Raw genomic sequence first — 19,620 nt, forward strand, 5'->3', positions numbered from 1 at the left:
GAGCCTCCTCGGGGCAAGCTTCCGCCACAACGCTTGGCACACCAACTAGTTCTGCGCCGCGCCCCAAATGGTCTCTAGACGTCGATCGCGGCCACAACCGTGTCGATAGTAGCGATAGCGGAGCGGATTGCGCAGGTAATAATCCTGATGGTATTGCTCTGCGGGGTAAAAGGTCGCCGCCGGCTCCAAAGTAGTGACCACCGGCTCATCAAACTGCGCCTGAATCGCATTTAAGCTCGCGGCAGCCGCCGAGCGCTGTGCTTCATCAGCGTAAAATATTGCCGCACGGTAGTGACTGCCCTTGTCGCAAAACTGGCCAGCCGCGTCAAAGGGGTCAACATTGCGCCAGTAGACTGCCAACAATTGTTCATAGCCTATTTTGCTGGGATCGAATTCGACGCGCACCACTTCCGCATGCCCCGTGCCGCCAGCAGACACCTGCTTGTACGTGGGGTTGTCCAGCTGCCCACCCATATAGCCCGACGTGGTGGCGACAACGCCCGGCAACTCATCGAACGGCTTTTCCATACACCAAAAACAACCGCCCGCGAACACCGCACTCGCCACCTCGGCCTTAATCGGCCCCGCACACACCAAGGCAATCAATGCCAATGCGCGCCCAATGCTCGTCGATTTATACATTCATCTACCTCGTCACGTGAGACTCAATTTAGTCTGGATTTCGGCGCTGCGAACATCGCCATGAGCGCTATTAAGAGTCGCCCTGTGGGCATCTGTTACGGTGCGACCGCAGGCTTCGCAACCGCAGACTATAAAAAGCCGCTGCTTGGCTGCTAAACTGACACCACAATAACGAATGAATAGGCTGTAAATGCAAGGCCGCCAGCGCACGTCCCTATTGATTATTCTGTGTCTGCTGCTGGCTGTTGCGGCAACCGGCAGCTATTTCCTGCGCGCCGACGTACATCAGCGGCTACAGGCGCAACTCGAACATCGCCTTAGCATTGCCAACAATAGCGTCCACCGATGGCGACAAGCCGAATTGCGTCGGGTAAGCAATTGGGCCAATCACCCCGACCTGCAACAACTCATAGTTACGCTGACCAAACCAGCGCGAGCACCAGAGGAGACGGCGGCAACACCACCATCAGACATTCACGCGGCCATTACCGGCTTGCTCCAGCCGTACTTGAACGTCAATAGAAATCGCGGGTTCATCATCCTTTCACCCAGCAAAATAATTCTATCCGCCGACCGCAGTGAATTGATCGGATCACCTTCTCCGCTCCTCAGCCAACCCCATATTAGCCAACGGGCGCTCGCTGGTGAGGCACTGCTGTCCAACCCATTGCGTGCAGAAATGCCAATGGTGAACCGCTTTGGAAAATCAACCAACGGGCTACCCACGCAATTTAGTATTGCACCGATTCACGATGAGACGGGGCATATTGTTGCGCTATTGGCGCTGCGTATTGACCTTTTGGCCGACTTTACTCCGCTGCTATCACAACTTGATTTTGGCAACAGCGGTGAAGTACTGATGTTTAACCGCGCGGGCAAATTACTCAGTGAAAGTCGGTTTCTAGCCATGTTGCCGACACTGGGCCTCTCTGAGCGCCCCACCGCCATGCTCGAAATTTCACTGGAAGATCCCCTGCGCGATTTACGGCTGCGTCCTAAAGGCGTGGTTGAACAGGCCGACCTCCCCCTAACACATTCGGTGCAGTCCGCTATCGCCAATGGCCGCGGCCACAATCTGTCGGGCTATCGAGATTACCGCGGCATCGACGTTGTCGGCGCTTGGCTGTGGGACGATCAATTAAACCTGGGCTTTGCCGTAGAAATAGACAGTCGGGAAGCGCTGGCTAGCTACTACATCTTCCTAGCGACGCTGGTGTTAATCACTGCAATTGGCATGGGCATTACCCTTTACTTAGTCATTACAGGCAAGTCCAGCCAACAAAAACTGGGGCAATACTATCGAGAAAAATCGTCAATTTTAGACAACACTCCAGCCTTTATTTACATCCGCGATCTACACGGTCGCGTCTTGTTCGCCAATCGGCAAGCAGCAGAAGTATTCAATATTCCACCACACGTTTTACCGCTGTGGGCAGCAGAACAAACCAACCGGAAATCACTCCCCTATCATCGCGAACTGCTTTCTCAGCGGCATCAAGTGTTTATCGATCAGGAAGACGACTTGCTGCTACGGGATAAAACAGCATTCACCTATGAAGCCATGCTGGAAGGCAGAGCAATTAAGTCTACATTCATCATCACCAAGTTTCCCATTCGCAATGAACGGGGTGTCATTTATGCGATTGGCACCAGCGGCATAGACATTACCCAGCGCTTGGAAACAGAGCAAAAGCTATCTGAACGCGATCGCTTTCAAGCCAACCTTATGGCCAACTTGCCTGGCGCTGTGTACCGCTGTCGGCAGGAGCAACAAGGCTGGGCGCTCACTTATATCAGTCACGGCAGTATTGGCTTGCTAGGACAAAGTAGCAGCACGCTGACCGGTGACAAAACGACCTACCTCGAAGACCTCATGCATATCGACGACCGCAATCGCATCGCCGATCAAATTCGCAGCGCGTTGACGAGCGGCATGCCCTACCAGCTTGAATTTCGACAATCGAATCAATCGCCCAGCAAATGGCTATGGGCGCGCGGTCGAATTTTTGAAGTGAACGGCCAAATGATTACCGAGGGCTTTTTATCTGACATTACAGAACGTAAAAGTGTTGAAGAAGAACTGGCCGCGCACCGGCGCCAACTTTCTTCACTGGTAACAGAGCGAACCCGCGAACTGGATCGAGAGCGCGAACGCCTCAACGATATCATTCGCGGCGCGGCTGACGGTATAGTCTCGTGCAATAGCAACCACACAATCACCCTTTACAGCCCCGCTGCCCAAAAGTTACTGGGCTACAGCCAAGAGGAGGCTATTGGCCAAAGCGTTTTTGATTGCTTCAGTCCGGCCAACGCAGAAATTTTACGCGACGACATTGAGGCACTTGATCAACTGCAAGCGCCTCAGGCGGCCCGCGAAATCGATTTGCTGCACAAATCTGGCGAAACCGTTCGCGCTGAAATTTCCATTAGTCGCAACACCACCCATGGAATGATCAATTACACTTTTATTTTGCGCGACGTATCTGTGCGCCTAGAACAGCAACTCGCGCTTGAGAATGCCAAACACGTGGCCGAGGAAGCAAGTCAAGCCAAGTCCAACTTTTTAGCCAACATTAGCCATGAAATTCGAACCCCCTTAAACGCCATTATTGGCATGAATCAATTGGCTTTGCGCACACCTCTGAACAACAAACAATCGCGCTATTTAAAAACCATTGAGTACTCATCTCACACGTTACTGGGAATTATTAACGACGTATTGGATTTTTCAAAAATCGAAGCCGGCAAATTGGAAATCGAACACATCCCGTTTAATCTAGAAAGCTCGCTAGAAGCCATTAGCCAGATGACTGCCGCTCGAGCGCAAGAAAAAGGTGTAGATTTCTTGCTGGACATCGACCCACAAGTGCCCGCAAAACTCTACGGTGATCCACTCAGAATCAGTCAAATTTTAACGAACCTCTGTTCAAATGCCACAAAATTTACGGAACAAGGGCACATTACACTCGGGGCTAAATTTGTCAGCGGTGACGAAAAGACGGTAACGCTTGAGTTTTTTGTCGCTGATACGGGTATTGGCCTGAGCGACCCCCAGCGAGCACAACTATTTCAAGCTTTTTCGCAGGCGGACGCGAGCGTCACCCGAAAATACGGAGGCACTGGCCTTGGCCTGAGTATTTGCCGTGAGCTGATCAACCTCATGGGCGGCAACATTGCCGTTGACAGCAAACAAGGTGTCGGCAGCCGGTTCAGTTTTCAACTGACATTCGACTGCGACCCGGCCACCATGCAAGTTGAAGAGGGACGTAGCTACAACCGCAACCTGTCCGTTCTGGTGGTAGAACCGGATGCAGACACTGCAAAATTGTTAAATAAAACGCTGGAAAATTTTGAACACGCAGCAACAGTGTGCCATAGCGGCGAGCAAGCCCTAGTACGAATTGACGACTCAAGCCAATTCGATCTTATCTTACTCAATTGGCAACAGCCTGGGGTCTCGGGAGAAAATTTGATTGCCCAGATAGATGCTGCCGCCGGCAGCGAGCGACCGCCATTGGTTGTCATGCTCACCTCGAAAGAGGAGTCTGAGTCTTCAGATGTCGTACGTGGCTCAGGCGCCGACGGCCTGCTATTTAAACCAATCTCCAGCTCTCAACTTCTCAACACCATTACCCAACTTACACAGCCTGCTACAGAGCGACGCCTGACCCTACCCAATGCAACTAATATTTTTGACATCCCTGATCAATTCCGTGGCGCGCGCATTCTCATAGTGGAAGACAATGAGATTAACCAAGAAATCGCTCGGGAGATTTTTGAAACGGCGGGATTCCATATCTCGCTGGCCGACAACGGCAAGGAGGCGCTCGATCGAGTCGCCAACGACAAGCTTGATTTGGTGCTCATGGACATTCAAATGCCCATTATGGATGGCGAGACCGCAACGCAACAAATACGTGCCGCGGGACATCGACTCCCCATCATCGCCATGACGGCAAATGCATTTCGTGATGATGAACAACGCTGTCTAGCCAAAGGCATGAATGCCTACTTAACCAAACCTATCAATATCGAAAAAGCGTTAATCTGTGTGTGCCACTGGTTGTCCGTGTCTGGCTTTGAAGCCAGCCCGAGAGCTGCCCACCACATACCGTCAATCGCCACCGATAAAAACACTACGTGGCCAACAGACCTACCCGGCATGAACACTCAACGCGCCATGCTGAACTGCGGCGGCAGCTACGAACTCTATTTAAAATTGCTCGAGGATTTCTCGGCCGGCTACGATGGCTTTATTGCATCGCTAGACGAACTGTTACAAACGCAGCAATATACAAAAGCCCATTTTAAAACCCATTCTTTGAAAGGCGTATCCGGCAATCTCGGGGCACAGAGATTGTATGAATCCTGCACGCAACTCGATAACAACTTACGAAAACCGACACCCGACGCTAGTCAAATTCCGGCTCAGTTTTTCTCCCTCACCAAAGCCTGGGAACAATTTCAAAACAATTTGGAAGTCCTTGGAGTGAAAACCAACGCGACGGAAAAATAAAACCCCGCACTGTGGCGGGGTTGGTTAACGCTATCATTGCCGCAGATGGGCTATAACGATCATCCCAAGAGCGGGGCGATCACTAAGCTCACAATTGCCATCACGTTGATCAAGATATTCATGGCGGGGCCAGAGGTATCTTTAAACGGATCGCCTACGGTGTCGCCCACAACCACCGCCTTGTGTACTTCAGAGCCCTTGCCACCCAAGTTGCCTTTTTCCACGTATTTCTTGGCGTTGTCCCAAGCGCCGCCTGCATTGGCCATGGTCAGCGCCAACAGCACACAGGACACCAATGCACCGCCCAGCATGCCGCCAAGAACCTGCGGCCCAAATACAAAGCCTACGACGACAGGTGACGCCACTGCCAACACGCCAGGCAGAATCATGCGCTTAAGCGCTGCTTGCGTCGCGATATCCACGCAGCGATCGCTGTCGGGTTTGGCGGTGCCCTCCATCAAGCCAGGGATTTCCTTAAACTGTCGACGAATTTCCTTGATCATGTCGAAGGCCGCTTCGCCTACCGCACGCATGGTGATGGCAGACACAATGAAGGGGAAAATGCCGCCTATGAACATACCCATCAACACTCTGGGATCGTCAATGCGTAACATAAAGCCGGGCACATGCTTTTCCACTGTGGCAATGAACGCCGCGATGATGGCCAAGGCTGCTAGCCCCGCCGCGCCGATGGCAAAGCCTTTGCCGATGGCCGCGGTGGTATTGCCCACCTCATCCAGGCCGTCGGTAATTTTGCGGGTCTCTTCGCCCATATTAGCCATTTCCGCGATACCACCAGCGTTGTCGGCCACGGGGCCATAGGCGTCAATGGCCATGGTGATCCCCACAGTCGCCAGCATGCCCACTGCGGCCATACCCACACCGTAAACACCCGTCCCCTCTGGCAGGATACTCGCCGTGGCGCCAATGATGCCGGCAATGACTAATACCGGCACCACCACCGACTCCATGCCTGTGGCCAAACCTGCAATCATAACTGTGGCGGGTCCCGTTTCGCCGCCCTCAGCAATCACGCGCACAGGCTTACCACCGGTGTAGTACTCGGTAACCAGTCCAATAAAGATACCGCCCACGGCACCAAAGACCACACACCACCACACTGCACTATTGATGCCCTGCGAGCTCAATAGAAAATAGGCTGTCGCGATGAGAATTACGGTGGCGCCAATTGTGCCTGAGCGCAGCGCCATCGCCGGCGCACTGGCCGAGCACAGGCGCACCATCACAATGCCCGCCACTGAACACAACAAACCCAGCGACGCCAACGCCAAGGGCGCGAACATCAGCGCTTCCCGCGAGACCGCCAATTGGTCCACTTGCGCCAAGGTCATGGCTGCGGCGATGGCGATGGTGGCGATCATCGAGCCACAGTAGGACTCAAAAATATCCGAACCCATGCCTGCCACATCACCCACGTTGTCGCCAACATTGTCGGCGATAACACCGGGGTTGCGTGGATCGTCCTCTGGAATACCCGCTTCCACCTTGCCCACTAAATCGGCCCCGACATCGGCGCTCTTGGTAAAGATGCCGCCGCCAACGCGAGAAAACAGCGCGACAGTAGAGGCCCCCATACCAAAGCCGTGAATGGCTTCGGCGTGCTCTGGGTTACCGCCAAATAATAAATACAAGGCGCCCAAGCCCAGCAACCCCATGGAAGCCACGGCCAGCCCCATCACAGAACCACCGTAAAAGGCCACGCTTAATGCTGTCGCAGCGCCTTCATTAGCAGCTGCCACCGTGGTGCGCACGTTTGCACGGGTGGCGGTAAACATGCCGATGTAACCGGCTATCGCCGAGCAAAGCGCACCCACCACAAATGCCGTGGGCGTGCGCCAACTGCCAAAGCCATAGGCCAGCAACACGGTAACGATTAAAAGAAACACCCCCAGAATGGTGTACTCCCGCCGCATAAAGACCATTGCCCCCTTGTGAATTAAGGCGGCAATTTCAGCGACGGCACCGTCGCCTGCGGGATAAGAAATGATGATGCGGTAAATAATGAATGCGACAAGTAATCCAGCCAACCCGAATAGGGGTGGCAACAGCAGGACGTCCATAGAAAACCCTCGTAATTGTTATCGTTTGGGCCAACCTGGTACTTCTACTTCAAACCCGTCAATCAGCGACTCGCTGTACTTCCCAATGTAAGTGGCCGATTGACGGGGTACACCGGATTGCTCTCAGGTAACTCGGCCACTGCAGGCAATAGTAGGGTTTAACTACCGCCGCGGCAAATACCTTAGAAAAGCGCTGTACAACGTTTGTACAGGCCGCACCATGTGGTAGACTCTGCGCCCCAATTTTTAGCTCTCTAGTGGATAGTGTTATGAGCCTGCATCTGGTGCCCTCGGGCAAAAACCTGCCTGACGATATCAACGTCATCATTGAAATCCCGCTCAACGGCGACCCCATCAAATATGAAGTCGATAAAGACTCCGGTGCCATATTTGTAGATCGCATGCTGGGTACTGCCATGCACTACCCCTGCAACTACGGCTACGTTCCCCACACCTTGTGTGGCGACGGCGATCCGGTAGATGTGCTGGTTATCATGCCACTGGCCCTGATTCCCGGCTCAGTAGTGCGCTGCCGCCCGATCGGCGTGTTGAAAATGACCGACGAATCCGGTGAGGACGCCAAACTGGTGGCCGTACCGCACGATAAAATCACTCCGCTGTACAAAAACGTGGAATCGGTACGCGATTTGCCCGACATCACCCTCAACCAAATCGCTCACTTCTTCGAGCACTACAAAGATTTGGAACCCGGCAAGTGGGTGAAAATCGAAGGTTGGGAAGGCCCAGAAGCCGCGCGCCAAGAGATCATGGACTCGGTCAAACGCTACGAAGACGCGCCAGAAAAACCGCGCTTCTAAGCCACCGTGTGACATTAAAAAAGGCCTCTTTATTGAGGCCTTTTTTGTGGGCAGTCGCCAAGTTAATCGGCGAGCTGGATACCGCTCGTGTCCGGCGGTGGGGGCGCAGGGGCCTTGGGAATCTGCCCAAGATCGCTGCCAGGGGGCGCCAAATCGGCGGCCAAATCCGGCACTGCCACGGGCGCCACCTCCGTGCGATATTCCGGTTCGATGAGCGCGACGCCGGGGTCGGCAATGTCGAATTCCGCATTGGGCACGTCCACCGGTGGCATTCGCTCTATTTCCTGCTCATCCACCAAACGCCCCTCCAGTGGTCGCAATTCGGCATCCAGCGCCGATACCTCAGCGGCAGGTGTAGCGGTAGCCGCGCGCTCTGCGTCGGTGAGAATATCGCCCCCTACAGGCACTAAACTCAAGCCCGAACTGGCAGCCATGGCAGGTGCGCCTATCGACTCGGTAGCTTTCGGTTCGGATATGGGCTCGGATTTGGGCTCGGGTTTGGGCTCGGGTTTGGGCTCGGATTTGGGCGCCGCGGCGGCAGGCCGTGCGCGCGCAGCGGCGGGCTTTAAGGTTCCCGCAGGCCGGATTTCCACTATGGCACCCGCCTGCATTAATACTTTTTGGTATTTTTCCGCGCTTGCGTGATCGACATTTTTCTTAAGTGGCACGGGCATGCCGGTAAAGAGGGCGTCAATTTGTGCAGCATCACGTTTAAACAATGCCGCCAAGCGCTGCTTAACCTGCGGCAACGACTGCCCCACGGCAATATCGCCACGAAAAACTATGTCGAACTTGTCGTCGCTCATTCGCTACCGCTCCTTTTCGTAAGCAAACAGTTTTGCCCAATGTCAGCCTTGTTGCAATGCCTGTCAGCCTAAGCTGACAGGCATTGCAACCATTACCCACTGGCCGCTCATGGCTAAAAGCGTAGACTGATTGTCACCTTAAGGACCCTCTGCATCGGGATCATGCACATGGCACATTCACGCTTTATTGCACCGCAATCACTTGACGACCAGCTGTCTGAATCGCGGATTTGCGTGGAAATTCGCCGACTAGAACAACGCATTCACACCCTGCAACAAGCCAGCCCCCCCGACACTGCCGGCATCGCTGCATTGGCCAACCAATTGCGCGAGCGTTTAATGGTGCTGCACTGGAGCCGCGGGCACCGACTAAATACTTTGTGAACCCCATCACAGGTCGCTTGCAGTCACCTCAGCAACCCTTATAATTCGGCGTCTTTAATAGAGCATTAGCTCTTGTTTGCCGAGCGAGGTGGCTGTGTCACGTAGGCAGTTGGTTGTACTACTCCCGTTGATTTTGGGTGGGTGCCAATTATTCCAAACTCCAGAACCGGTGCAGCCCGAAGTGGCCGCTGAGTTCGTTTGCCCCGCCCCGCCCGAGCCACAAGCCTGTCCCGAACCCACAGTTATCGAAGTGGAAAAGGAATGCCCTGTGCCATTGGCAGCTGAGCCTGTTGCAACCACTGTGCCCGCGGTACAAGAGACCCCGCCCGCAAACCTCTCGCGCGCAGGCGCTAAGCAATTGCTCATTATTGGCAGCGCCGAGTGGATCACCATCGCCCCCCCTAATGTGCGCCTGCGCGCTCGCATCAATACGGGCGTTGAAGTCTCCAGTCTCGCAGCCACCGACATCATTCCGTTTGAGCGCGAAGGCAAACGCTGGGTGCGCTTTAGCTTGTCCCCTAGTGAGCGCGCGGAACCGATCGTGTTAGAACGCCCAGTGCGCACCAGAACAAAAGCCAAACAAAACGGCAACGATCAAGGCCTGGTAGTTACCATGCTGCTTCAGCTGGCCGATATAGAAGAAGAAATCGACGTCCTGCTGCACAACCAAGAGTCAGAGTTTCCACTGCTCGTGGGGCGCAACTTCCTAACTGACAACGCCGTCGTCGACGTCTCCAAAACATTTACCATTCGCGACTGATGTTTTTCGACCCCCAATTAGGTCACCTATGAAAGCACGCATTCAACTCTACGTGGTCGCCACCCTGCTGGCCGTAATCGGCATTTCTGGCGCACTTTATAAAAATATTTCGCTGGGTTTTCCGCTCTGGCCAGGGGAGTCTAGAAACGTCTGGACACTGCAATCCAAAATTAATTTCATGCCCACGGGCGACCCCATCGAAGTGACACTGGCGCTACCGGAGCAGCACGGCAACGGCATCATTATCGACGAAAATTTTTCGTCGTCTGGTTTTGGCTTCGTGATCAATGAAGAGCAGGGCCGTCGCTACGCGCGCTGGAGCCGGCGCGACCCCAACAACAAAGCAGAGATCACCCTGCACTACAAAATGCAGGTGGTGCACGACAACAAAATTCTCAGCGAACCGCCCGCCCCCGAGGGTAGCCCGGCCAAACCCCGCACCTACCCCAGCGAGCGCGAATCACTGCGCGCCGTTTATGATCATCTATCGGAAATGTCAGGCACTGATGCCAGTTTCACACAACTGGTGTTAAGTACACTAAATGCACGGGAAAAATCCCAGGACGTATCCTTCTTATTGTCGCTCAACAATGACGATACATTGGCCGTCACCGCCAAACTTCTGGCTTACCGCGGCATTCATTTTCAAATTGTAAAAGGCGTCTATCTGCAGGACGGCAGGCGGCGCGCGAACTACGCACAACTGCTCGAAATCTATAGCCTTGGACAGTGGATTCAATTTAATCCGGAAACCGGCGAGCGCGGCCTGCCCGACAATTTTTTGATTTGGCAGCGCGGCGGCATTTCAATGCTCGACGTAATTGGCGGCGCCAATTCAAATGTTGAGTTTTCAATGGTGGTGAATACAGTACCGGCGCGCACTGTAGCGATGATGCAGGACCTATCCAGTCAAGCCACATTAATCGACATGAGTATTTACTCATTGCCAGTGGAACAACAGGGCGTATTTAAAACGCTGCTGCTCATCCCCATCGGCGCCTTGGTGGTAGTCTTCTTGCGGGTGATTGTTGGGCTGCCGACCTCCGGCACGTTTATGCCGATCCTGATAGCGCTGGCATTCATTGAAACCGGCTTATTTGCGGGCCTGCCCATGTTCGTGCTGGTGGTGGGTGTGGGTCTGTGGATTCGATATTACTTGAGCCATCTCAATTTACTGCTAGTGGCGCGCGTGTCCGCGGTCATTATTGTGGTGCTTGGATTGATGGCATTCTTCAGTATTGCCAGTTACAAGCTGGGCATCGATTCAGCCATGAGCGTCACCTTTTTCCCCACCATTATTTTGGCGTGGACCATTGAGCGCATGTCGACACTGTGGGAAGAAGAAGGCGCGCGCGATGTGATCAAGCAAGGCGGCGGCAGTTTGGTGGTGGCCGTAATTGCCTACGGTTTAATGACCAACAGCATTGCCAAACATCTCACTTTTAACTTCCCCGAGTTAACGCTGGCCTTACTCGCTCTGATTTTGATTATCGGTCAGTACAGTGGTTATCGATTGAGTGAACTGTACCGCTTCCGACACATGGTGGCCGTACAGCACAAGCAGCGGGGACAATAGCGTGGGCTGGTTTGCGAGTCCGTCGAAACTGCGCGCAGCCGGCGTGCTGGGCATGAATCGGCGCAACGTGCAATGCATTCTGCGCTACAACAAACGCAGCCTCTATCCACTGGTAGACAACAAACTAAAAACTAAGTTGGCGGCCCAGCAAGCCGGCGTCGCCGTACCCGAATTGATCGGCGTTATTGAGCATCAATTTCAAATTAAAACCATTCTCGCGCTGATTGACGAGCGCACGCAATTTGTCATCAAGCCCGTTCAGGGCAGTGGCGGCAAAGGTATTTTGGTGATCGTCGGGCGCGACGGCGACTATTTCATCAAACCCTCAGGCCAACGCGTGTCCGCCGACGAAATACAGCGGCACGCGTCTAATATTTTATCGGGCCTGTTCAGCCTGGGCGGACGCACCGACCAAGCCATGATTGAAGCGCTGATCAATTTTGATGAAGCACTCGCCCAATACAGCTACGAAGGGGTGCCCGATGTGCGCGTCGTGGTGTATCGCGGCTATCCGGTCATGGCCATGATTCGCTGCGCCACCCACAGTTCTGACGGCAAGGCGAACTTGCACCAAGGTGCGGTGGGTGTCGGCTTAAACCTCGCCAATGGTCAGGCTATTTGCGCCGTACAAAACGGCAACTTAATCACTCAACACCCAGACACCGGCCACGCCTTTGACGACTTGGTCGTGCCGCACTGGCACGCCATTTTAATGCTAGCCTGTGGCGCACATGAAATGACCGGACTCGGTTATTTGGGTGCCGATATCGTGCTCGACAAACTCCACGGCCCGTTAATTTTGGAACTCAACGCACGGCCGGGCCTGTCCATTCAAGTGGCCAACCAAACGGGCCTATTGAATCGGTTAAAAGTGATTGATGAGATCTGTAACGCGGAGGCGCGCACCATCGAAGAGCGCGTCGATATCGCTCAACAACGCTTTGGCTACTAGCGCGCGGACAGACTTACTCGTCGGGTAAATCGTGATTCATCTGGCGCGCGGGATTGGGCGTTTTGGGTCGCCCAACGATCACTGCGGGCACACCTGCAACGGTATTTCCCGCCGGCACAGAGGCCAACACTACACTGCCCGCCGCGATTTTCGCGCCGCTGCCGATAGTGATGTTACCCAGCAATTTTGCACCGGCACTGATTAACACGCCCTTGCCCACTTTTGGATGTCGATCACCTTTGCTATAACCGCTGCCGCCCAATGTGACGCCGTGCAACATGGAAACGTTGTCACCCACCACCGCGGTTTCACCTATGACAATACCGGTGGCATGGTCCATCATTATGCCCGCCCCCAAGGTGGCCGCCGGGTGAATATCCACACAAAAAGATTCGGCAATTTGATTTTGAAAATACATGGCCAACGCGCGCCGGTTGTGACGCCAGAGCCAGTGCGCTATGCGATAGCCCTGCAACGCCTGAAAGCCCTTGAAATACAGCAGCGGCATCACCGCGTAGTGACAGGCCGGGTCGCGCTCTAAACACGCCTGCACATCCTCTGTAACCGCCTTTACGATACTGGGCTCTTCGGCGAGCGCTTCATCAATGACTTGGCGCAATAAAATGGCGGGCAGGTTGGCACTGTCGAGCTTGAGCGCCAGCGTATAACTCAAGGCCGAACACAAGCTGGGATGGTTGAGTATGGCCCCGTGATAAAAACTCGCGAGCGCGGGCTCAGCCGCGCTAAAGGTGTGCGCCTCTGTGCGCATGGTCTGCCACAAATTCGTCGCCGCCATCATGGGTTGTCCTCTCGCCATTGGTTCTCTCGCCATTGCGCGATTAATGGGGGCAGCTCGGCCATGCGGGAAAACACCTGTACCCCCTCCGGTGCCTCCCGGCGCTCGCCAACCTGAAACCAACACACTGCCATTTTCGCAGCCAGCGCCGCCATCACACCCTGCTCGCTGTCCTCAATCACCATGCATTGCTCCGGTGTGGCCTCCATTGTGCGCGCCGCCCATAAAAACAAATCCGGTGCCGGTTTACTGTGCGCCACATCGACAGCACTAAAGCAACGCAAGTCATACGCATCGCGCAATCCAGTGGCCCCCAAGGTGACCGCCATTTTTTCGTAGTCACCCGCCGACGCCACGCAAAACTTCAGCCCCTGTGCACGCAACTGCGACAACACCGCCTCGATACCCTCAATTGGCGCCACCTGCGCCAGCGCCTCCAATGTGCGCTGCTGCAGCTCACTCCACAAGGCTGCGGCGGCATTGCTCCCCAACCACTGGGCGATTAACGCCTGACACTGGGCGGCGCTATTGCCTTTAAAACGCGCCTGCACTTCGGCATCGGTCACATTGACACCCGCGCCGCGCAAGTGCTCAGCTAAGACGCGATTGGCGATGGTTTCACTGTCCACTAAAACGCCATCACAGTCGAAGATAATCAGTGCGCGACTAGACGACATAGCGCGTCACCAAAGCCATCAGCCTAGCCAACACAGCATCCTTTAACGCCACATCGGCTGCCTTCAACACCTGCTCCAGATCGCGTACATTGAATGCTTGGCGGTAAGCCTGTGCCAAGGGCGCAAAACTTAGGTGCCAAGGCTCAGGGGCAACGCCTCCGCGATCTTGGCAGTAGGGGCGAATAAAGAGTGATTGTGTGGCAAGGTATTCGCTCAACCACAGATGAAATGGCGCCATCACGCCCTCGCACTCCGCCGTTGTGAGCGCCAATGAGTAGCCATCGACGCACACGCCGGCATCGTAGACGTCAATATCTGTGCCCCAGTGGTGCCGTGAAGCCCCCGGCAGCGCCGACCAGCGCAAAATCGCTGAAAGTAATTCATCGGTTGATAGGTTACTCGCCTTCACTGGTTGACCTCGGTCATTGAGCAATGGCCGCTCGCCCCGCGCCTTGGCATTGAAAATCAGCAGTTGGCGCGCAAAATCTCGATAGCCACTGGCAATGGCCAAATCAAAACCCGCCGCGCGCGCCGCCGACGCCATGTCGGTGAGCGCGGAAATCAATGCCGGTTGCACCGGTGCACCTAGGCAAGTCTCCAATGGTGGCGGCACTAAGCCGTATATGAGCGGGTCGGTGGTGAGGTTTTTTGGAATCATTGAGATTGCGCTTATCAGATCAGTCGGTATTATAGCGTTTTGACATAAAAGCCACATGCAGGCCCCGCACGCGGGACACACCATAATAAAAGCCACTGCAGGAGCACGACACTATGACGTCAGGACAGGGCGATTTACAAGAGTTGAAGAATCTCGGCGCCGCGTCGGTAAATATTCTGCGCGCCATTGGCATAAACAGCTACGATGATTTAAAGGCTGTGGGGCCGGTCACAGCTTACAAACGCATTAAGGCGCGTGGTATTAATGTCTCCAAGGTAATGTTATATGCTTTACAAGGTGCCTTGACCGATACTCACTGGAACGATTTAGCGCCAGACCTCAAGGCCAAATTGGTAGAACAAGCAGAACACGAGAGCGAAGTCGAGCCCAGCTAGCGCTCTCGTCAAGTCACGCACAGCGAGCGCTCCTATGCATTTAACTGAAACACAGCCCGAACACCTGAGCGAGCTCACCCTGAAGTTGCGCGGGCTCACCGAACTTCTCCTACACACCGTGCCCACCGGCGAGCCAATTTTTTTCGAGCAGTCCGCCGATGTTTTCGCCGAACTACCGAACAATCAATTATTGCTGCTCACCGAAGGTGACGTACACCTAGAGCGCCAAGGCAAATTATTAATGGAGTATGAGGCCGGCGACTTATTGGGCCTGTCTCGCGCACTGCAATTGCCCGAGGGCAAGCTGGTGGCCACCCAAGCGCGCTTTCTGCCGCTCAGTCGCGATGATCTCATTGTCCGAGTCAACGCCAGTAGCGAGCTGCAAAAACACTGGGCGCACTACCTCATTTGCGTCGCCACGTTTTTCCGCGAGGCCTTTGCATTAGAGAAGCGCGCGGCGTTTCAACCGAGCACAGGCTTTATGTCGTTTAGCGCCGGCGAAACCATCATCGCGCAGGGCGAAACAGCGAACTGCGTCTACACCTTGCTGGAAGGGCAGGCCGAAGCCATACGCGATGGCGTAAAAGTGGGCGACATTCACGCCGACGAAATATTTGGCGCCCTCGCCGTATTCACCCGCCAGCCCCGCAATGCCACGGTGATCGCCAAAACCGATTGCTCTGTGATGGCGGTGCGCAAAGAAGACTTCATCGACCTCGTGGAGCATCAGCCTCAGATCTGCATCAGCCTAATCGAAGAGATGGCCGAAAAGATCAATCAACTCAATCAGCAGGTGGCCGCAGGGAATTAATATTTCGTCCCAGCCACCATTGAAATCGTCGCAACAATCACCATTTAATTGCCCGTAGAGGCCGTCTGGGCCTTGTGTCTATGAGGTAGTCTATTGTGATGCGTATTGGCTTGTTTCTGTTGACCAACTTGGCCGTCGTGATCGTGGCGGGCATTGTGCTCAGCCTGCTCGGCGTCAATTCCTACGCCGCCAACGGTGGTCTGGATTTAGGGTCACTGCTGATCTTCTGCGCCGTGTTTGGTATGGCGGGTAGCCTTATTTCCTTATTCATTTCCAAATGGATGGCCAAGCGCGGCACCGGCACGCGCATTATCACCCAACCCCGCACCAACCAAGAGCAATGGTTGCTCGCCACGGTCAAACGCCTGAGCGACAAAGCCGGTATTAAGATGCCCGAAGTGGGTATTTTTCCGGCCCGCGAATGCAACGCCTTTGCCACCGGCTGGAACAAAAACGACGCGCTAGTGGCCGTGTCACAGGGCCTACTGGAGCGCATGGACAACGAACAGGTGGAGGCGGTACTGGCGCACGAAATCGGCCATGTGGCGAACGGCGACATGGTGACCCTGTCGCTCATTCAAGGTGTGGTAAATACGTTTGTGATGTTTTTTGCCCGCATCATTGGCAGCACCGTCGACCGGGCGGTATTTAAAAATGAAAATGGCCATGGCATAGGCTTTTACATCACCACCATCATTGCGGAAATGGTACTGGGTATTCTGGCCTCGATTATCGTCATGAAATTTTCGCGCTGGCGGGAATTTCGCGCCGATCACGCCGGCGCCACCCTGGCCAGCCGTCAGGGCATGATTCGCGCACTGCAGGGGCTGCAATTAGAACAGCAACGCGCAGTGCAATCGAGCATGCCCGACAGCCTCTATGCATTTGGTATCAACGGCGGTTTGCGCAATAAATTGGGCGAGCTGTTATCCAGTCACCCACGCCTCGAAGATCGCATCCGGGCGCTGCAACAGGGTGTCTAAGCCCGCCACCTATACGCCGCTCTGCCCGATCGACGCCATCGCTCCGGGGCAGAGCAAACAATTCTCAATGAATGGCATCGCCCTGTTCGTGATTAGGCAGGGCGATACATTTTATGCCTATGAAAATCATTGCCCCCATCTGGGCATCGAACTGCAATGGCAGCCCGATCGATTTCTCGATGCCGATGGCGAGTTCATTCAATGCAGTACGCACGGCGCGCTCTTTTTAATTGAAGACGGCGAGTGCGTGTCTGGCCCCTGCCGCGGGCAGGCATTGCGATCACTGCCCACCCGCGTGCGCGACGGCCAATTACTCGCGCAATTGCCGAGCCCCAAAACACTGGCCTAGATCGGCGACAAATCCACCGGCAATGGCGTTACTAAACTGATTTCGCGCGCCGACAGGCGCGCGCCCCACGCCAGCACTTCCACGCCCTTGGCCGCCACCTCTCGCAACAGCGCGCCGTAACGCGGATCGATGGCATCGGCCGGCGCCACTCGCGTCACGCCCGTGTGTTGCACGCAAAACAACAACACCGCGCGATGCCCCAGGGCCACCATTGATGCCAATTCACGCAAGTGCTTGGCGCCTCGCTCACTCACCGCATCGGGAAATAACCCCAAGCCGCCGCCCTCGTGCAGGGTGACGTTTTTCACCTCCACATAGCAGTCTGGCAAGCCCTCCCCCCGCAACAAAAAATCGATGCGCGACTTTTCTTCGCCGTATTTTACTTCGCGTTGAAGCTGCCCGTATTCCGCCAGCGTCGGCTCGCCGCCGGTGACCAGCAACTCTTCCACCAACCCATTGGCGCGGTGCGTGTTGATACCTGCGAGAAAGCCATCGGGGGTGGTGGCAATCTCCCAGGTGTGCGGGTATTTGCGCGTTTTGCTGTCTGATTTCGAATACCAGCAAGGCGCACCTTCACTCAAACAGGCACGCATTGAGCCGGTGTTTGGGCAGTGAATAGTAATCGCCTCATTGGTGTCAGTGACAACATCGGCCAAAAATCGCTTGTAGCGCTTAACCAATCGCCCCTCGATCAATGGCGGATCAAATTGCATTTTATTTCCCCTAACTTTTTTGCGGTTATTTTTTAACCGATGCAATGTAAAAACGCTGGCCAGTGTACCACTCCGATGGGCCCGAAACGGCGAGGTAAAAAACTGGCGGGCGGCAACGGAATCTGGTAGTTTGCTCCGTTCGCAACAGGGGGGGCTTGAATTCCGTGAGGTCGCCCCCATTCTGCACAACCCGGAAGTTTTAGAAGAGGCGTCAACATGCCCAAGAATGCAGCCAAAGAGTCAGTAATGGACGGCTCAACCAGCTTCACACCCTACAAGGAGAAAAAGGGTGAGGAGTACATGAACGAACAGCAGCGCGACCACTTTAAGTCCATTCTCATGAACTGGAAGCGCGAACTCATGGAAGAAGTCGATCGCACCATGAGCCATATGAAAGACGAGGCCGCAAACTTCCCAGACCCGGCAGACCGCGCCAGTCAGGAAGAGGAATTTAGCCTAGAGCTGCGCACCCGCGACCGCGAGCGCAAACTGATCAAGAAGATCGATAAAACCATCGAACTGATTGAACAGGATGACTATGGGTATTGCGAGACCTGCGGTGTGGAGATTGGCATTCGACGCCTTGAAGCACGCCCCACTGCCACCTTGTGCGTAGATTGCAAAACCTTGGCAGAAATCAAAGAAAAACAGATTGGCGGCTAAATTCCGTCACGTTCAACAAAGGGCGATTTATCGCCCTTTGTCATTTCTGACTAACGCTCCTTTATGACTCGCCTCTATCGCGGTCGATTTGCGCCCTCGCCTACAGGCCCATTGCACTTTGGCAGCCTACTCGCCGCGCTCGCCAGCTGGCTGGATGCCCGCGCCCATCAGGGTGTGTGGCTAGTGCGCATGGAAGACCTCGACCCGCCCCGGGAAGTCCCAGGCGCAGCCCAGCAAATCATCAGCGCCCTAGCGGTCCACGGCCTAGAGTCCGATGAACCCGTGCTCTACCAAAGCCAGCGATTGCCAGCCTATGACCTTCAGCTCGAGCAATTGCGCGCGCGCGACCTGCTCTACCCCTGCAGCTGCAACCGCCAGCGCTTGCATCAACTGGGCAGAGTGTACGACCGCCATTGTCTCGCGCAGCCGCCCAGCGCCACAGCATCGACCGCACTGCGACTGCGCTTGCCGTCACCGGACACCCCCATTCGCTTTGTGGATGCCATCCAAGGACCACAGCAACAAATTCCGGCCCAGGATTTTGGCGACACCATCCTGAAGCGTAAAGACGGCCTGCATGCCTACCAGTTGGCGGTGGTGGTGGACGATATTTATCAGGGCATCACCCATGTGGTGCGGGGCGCAGATTTACTGGAAGTCAGTGCTCGCCAGCATGTGCTGTTCGAGATACTGCAGGCCACACCACCCCACTGGGCGCACATACCGGTGATCAACAACTTGAGCGGGCAGAAACTCAGCAAACAAAATCACGCGCCAGCGCTGGATCTGTCGCGTCCAACGTACAATCTCTTCCATGCGCTGCGGCTATTGGGTCAGCAGCCGCCCGAGACGCTGCTTGCTGCAGATATTGCAACGCTGCTCAGCTGGGGCGTCACCCACTGGCACATACAGCAAGTGCCGCGCAGGCCCCACTGCACGGACCCCCTGTTCAGCCACTAGCCGACAATTTCACTGACACCACATTGCCAAGCGGTGAGTCGGCACTTACCATGGGCCGCTTGCGCGCAACGACCCGAGCC

At 55.0% G+C, this 19,620-nt stretch carries 19 protein-coding genes; 12 read left to right on the forward strand and 7 right to left on the reverse strand.

The genetic code is table 11. The annotated features are described in order from the left end of the window. Nucleotides 1-45 precede the first annotated feature (45 nt). Entirely contained in the window at nt 46-642 is a 597-nt protein-coding gene (msrA, locus tag FHS30_RS12285; protein WP_183910772.1) for a peptide-methionine (S)-S-oxide reductase MsrA, read from the reverse strand. Between the two features lie 190 nt (nt 643-832). On the opposite strand from msrA, the gene FHS30_RS12290 reads away from it, so the two are divergent. Beyond that, nucleotides 833-5,158, forward strand: a complete 4,326-nt coding sequence (locus tag FHS30_RS12290; RefSeq protein WP_183910773.1) for a response regulator — start codon at nt 833-835, stop codon at nt 5,156-5,158. Between the two features lie 59 nt (nt 5,159-5,217). On the opposite strand, the gene FHS30_RS12295 is transcribed toward FHS30_RS12290, so the two are convergent. After that, on the reverse strand, nt 5,218-7,239 hold the full coding sequence (locus FHS30_RS12295; protein ID WP_183910774.1) for a sodium-translocating pyrophosphatase: 2,022 nt from the start codon (nt 7,237-7,239) through the stop codon (nt 5,218-5,220). 269 nt (nt 7,240-7,508) lie between these two features. Here FHS30_RS12295 and ppa point away from each other — a divergent pair, with 269 nt between their 5' ends. Continuing rightward, on the forward strand, nt 7,509-8,057 hold the full coding sequence (gene ppa / locus FHS30_RS12300; RefSeq protein WP_183910775.1) for an inorganic diphosphatase: 549 nt from the start codon (nt 7,509-7,511) through the stop codon (nt 8,055-8,057). 62 nt (nt 8,058-8,119) lie between these two features. Here ppa and FHS30_RS12305 read toward each other — a convergent pair whose 3' ends face one another. Next, entirely contained in the window at nt 8,120-8,863 is a 744-nt protein-coding gene (locus tag FHS30_RS12305; protein ID WP_183910776.1) for a hypothetical protein, read from the reverse strand. A 168-nt stretch (nt 8,864-9,031) separates the two neighbouring features. Between FHS30_RS12305 and FHS30_RS12310 the strand changes: the two genes are divergently transcribed. The 4 genes from FHS30_RS12310 (at nt 9,032) to FHS30_RS12325 (ending at nt 12,535) form a co-directional block, all read left to right on the forward strand. Then, nucleotides 9,032-9,247 (forward strand): hypothetical protein, encoded by a 216-nt coding sequence (locus FHS30_RS12310; protein ID WP_183910777.1) that lies wholly within the window; start codon nt 9,032-9,034, stop codon nt 9,245-9,247. 94 nt (nt 9,248-9,341) lie between these two features. Beyond that, nucleotides 9,342-10,007, forward strand: a complete 666-nt coding sequence (locus FHS30_RS17375) for a putative ATP-dependent zinc protease (protein ID WP_183910778.1) — start codon at nt 9,342-9,344, stop codon at nt 10,005-10,007. Between the two features lie 28 nt (nt 10,008-10,035). Further along, a complete protein-coding gene (locus FHS30_RS12320) occupies nt 10,036-11,583 on the forward strand; it encodes an inactive transglutaminase family protein (protein WP_183910779.1) in 1,548 nt (515 codons plus the stop codon). Nucleotide 11,584: 1 nt separating this feature from the next. Further along, nucleotides 11,585-12,535 carry an alpha-L-glutamate ligase-like protein gene (locus tag FHS30_RS12325; RefSeq protein ID WP_183910780.1) on the forward strand — a complete coding sequence of 317 codons (951 nt, stop codon included), beginning with the start codon at nt 11,585-11,587 and terminating at the stop codon, nt 12,533-12,535. A gap of 13 nt (nt 12,536-12,548) precedes the next feature. On the opposite strand, the gene cysE is transcribed toward FHS30_RS12325, so the two are convergent. From cysE to FHS30_RS12340, 3 genes are read right to left on the reverse strand one after another with little or no spacing between them, the layout of a single operon-like run. Then, complete coding sequence (cysE, locus tag FHS30_RS12330) at nt 12,549-13,352, reverse strand: serine O-acetyltransferase (protein ID WP_246341296.1); 804 nt, start codon at nt 13,350-13,352, stop codon at nt 12,549-12,551. Next, complete coding sequence (locus tag FHS30_RS12335) at nt 13,331-14,008, reverse strand: HAD family hydrolase (protein WP_183910781.1); 678 nt, start codon at nt 14,006-14,008, stop codon at nt 13,331-13,333. Before FHS30_RS12335 ends, cysE begins: the two co-directional genes overlap by 22 nt. After that, nucleotides 13,998-14,666, reverse strand: a complete 669-nt coding sequence (locus tag FHS30_RS12340) for a M15 family metallopeptidase (protein ID WP_183910782.1) — start codon at nt 14,664-14,666, stop codon at nt 13,998-14,000. Before FHS30_RS12340 ends, FHS30_RS12335 begins: the two co-directional genes overlap by 11 nt. A gap of 113 nt (nt 14,667-14,779) precedes the next feature. On the opposite strand from FHS30_RS12340, the gene FHS30_RS12345 reads away from it, so the two are divergent. From FHS30_RS12345 to FHS30_RS17170, 4 genes are all read left to right on the forward strand, one after another. Further along, complete coding sequence (locus tag FHS30_RS12345) at nt 14,780-15,061, forward strand: TfoX/Sxy family protein (protein WP_183910783.1); 282 nt, start codon at nt 14,780-14,782, stop codon at nt 15,059-15,061. Nucleotides 15,062-15,095: 34 nt separating this feature from the next. Continuing rightward, complete coding sequence (locus tag FHS30_RS12350) at nt 15,096-15,872, forward strand: cyclic nucleotide-binding domain-containing protein (protein WP_183910784.1); 777 nt, start codon at nt 15,096-15,098, stop codon at nt 15,870-15,872. Nucleotides 15,873-15,967: 95 nt separating this feature from the next. Continuing rightward, complete coding sequence (gene htpX / locus FHS30_RS12355; protein WP_183910785.1) at nt 15,968-16,855, forward strand: protease HtpX; 888 nt, start codon at nt 15,968-15,970, stop codon at nt 16,853-16,855. Further along, on the forward strand, nt 16,848-17,204 hold the full coding sequence (locus FHS30_RS17170; protein WP_343049107.1) for a Rieske (2Fe-2S) protein: 357 nt from the start codon (nt 16,848-16,850) through the stop codon (nt 17,202-17,204). The genes htpX and FHS30_RS17170 overlap by 8 nt, the downstream gene beginning before the upstream one ends. On the opposite strand, the gene sfsA is transcribed toward FHS30_RS17170, so the two are convergent. Next, the gene (sfsA, locus tag FHS30_RS12365; protein WP_183910787.1) at nt 17,201-17,917 is read right to left on the reverse strand and encodes a DNA/RNA nuclease SfsA; all 717 of its coding nucleotides are present in this window, start codon (nt 17,915-17,917) and stop codon (nt 17,201-17,203) included. The two genes, FHS30_RS17170 and sfsA, sit on opposite strands and share 4 nt — an antisense overlap. 216 nt (nt 17,918-18,133) lie before the next feature. Here sfsA and dksA point away from each other — a divergent pair, with 216 nt between their 5' ends. Both dksA and gluQRS read left to right on the forward strand, forming a co-directional pair. Continuing rightward, entirely contained in the window at nt 18,134-18,580 is a 447-nt protein-coding gene (gene dksA, locus FHS30_RS12370) for an RNA polymerase-binding protein DksA (protein ID WP_183910788.1), read from the forward strand. 63 nt (nt 18,581-18,643) lie between these two features. After that, nucleotides 18,644-19,540 (forward strand): tRNA glutamyl-Q(34) synthetase GluQRS, encoded by an 897-nt coding sequence (gene gluQRS, locus FHS30_RS12375; RefSeq protein WP_183910789.1) that lies wholly within the window; start codon nt 18,644-18,646, stop codon nt 19,538-19,540. Nucleotides 19,541-19,620 lie beyond the last annotated feature (80 nt).

This window comes from Simiduia aestuariiviva (assembly GCF_014192475.1).
Classification (GTDB): Bacteria; Pseudomonadota; Gammaproteobacteria; order Pseudomonadales; family Cellvibrionaceae; genus Simiduia; species Simiduia aestuariiviva.

Coding starts and splice junctions, on each gene's coding strand:
- FHS30_RS12335 (WP_183910781.1), bottom strand. CDS start 14,008: ATGTCGTCTAGTCGCGCACTGATTATCTTCGACTGTGATGGCGTTTTA.
- FHS30_RS12305 (WP_183910776.1), bottom strand. CDS start 8,863: ATGAGCGACGACAAGTTCGACATAGTTTTTCGTGGCGATATTGCCGTG.
- ppa (WP_183910775.1), top strand. CDS start 7,509: ATGAGCCTGCATCTGGTGCCCTCGGGCAAAAACCTGCCTGACGATATC.
- cysE (WP_246341296.1), bottom strand. CDS start 13,352: ATGGCGAGAGGACAACCCATGATGGCGGCGACGAATTTGTGGCAGACC.
- FHS30_RS12345 (WP_183910783.1), top strand. CDS start 14,780: ATGACGTCAGGACAGGGCGATTTACAAGAGTTGAAGAATCTCGGCGCC.
- FHS30_RS12340 (WP_183910782.1), bottom strand. CDS start 14,666: ATGATTCCAAAAAACCTCACCACCGACCCGCTCATATACGGCTTAGTG.
- msrA (WP_183910772.1), bottom strand. CDS start 642: ATGTATAAATCGACGAGCATTGGGCGCGCATTGGCATTGATTGCCTTG.
- FHS30_RS12310 (WP_183910777.1), top strand. CDS start 9,032: ATGGCACATTCACGCTTTATTGCACCGCAATCACTTGACGACCAGCTG.
- dksA (WP_183910788.1), top strand. CDS start 18,134: ATGCCCAAGAATGCAGCCAAAGAGTCAGTAATGGACGGCTCAACCAGC.
- FHS30_RS12320 (WP_183910779.1), top strand. CDS start 10,036: ATGAAAGCACGCATTCAACTCTACGTGGTCGCCACCCTGCTGGCCGTA.
- FHS30_RS12350 (WP_183910784.1), top strand. CDS start 15,096: ATGCATTTAACTGAAACACAGCCCGAACACCTGAGCGAGCTCACCCTG.
- FHS30_RS12295 (WP_183910774.1), bottom strand. CDS start 7,239: ATGGACGTCCTGCTGTTGCCACCCCTATTCGGGTTGGCTGGATTACTT.
- gluQRS (WP_183910789.1), top strand. CDS start 18,644: ATGACTCGCCTCTATCGCGGTCGATTTGCGCCCTCGCCTACAGGCCCA.
- sfsA (WP_183910787.1), bottom strand. CDS start 17,917: ATGCAATTTGATCCGCCATTGATCGAGGGGCGATTGGTTAAGCGCTAC.
- FHS30_RS12290 (WP_183910773.1), top strand. CDS start 833: ATGCAAGGCCGCCAGCGCACGTCCCTATTGATTATTCTGTGTCTGCTG.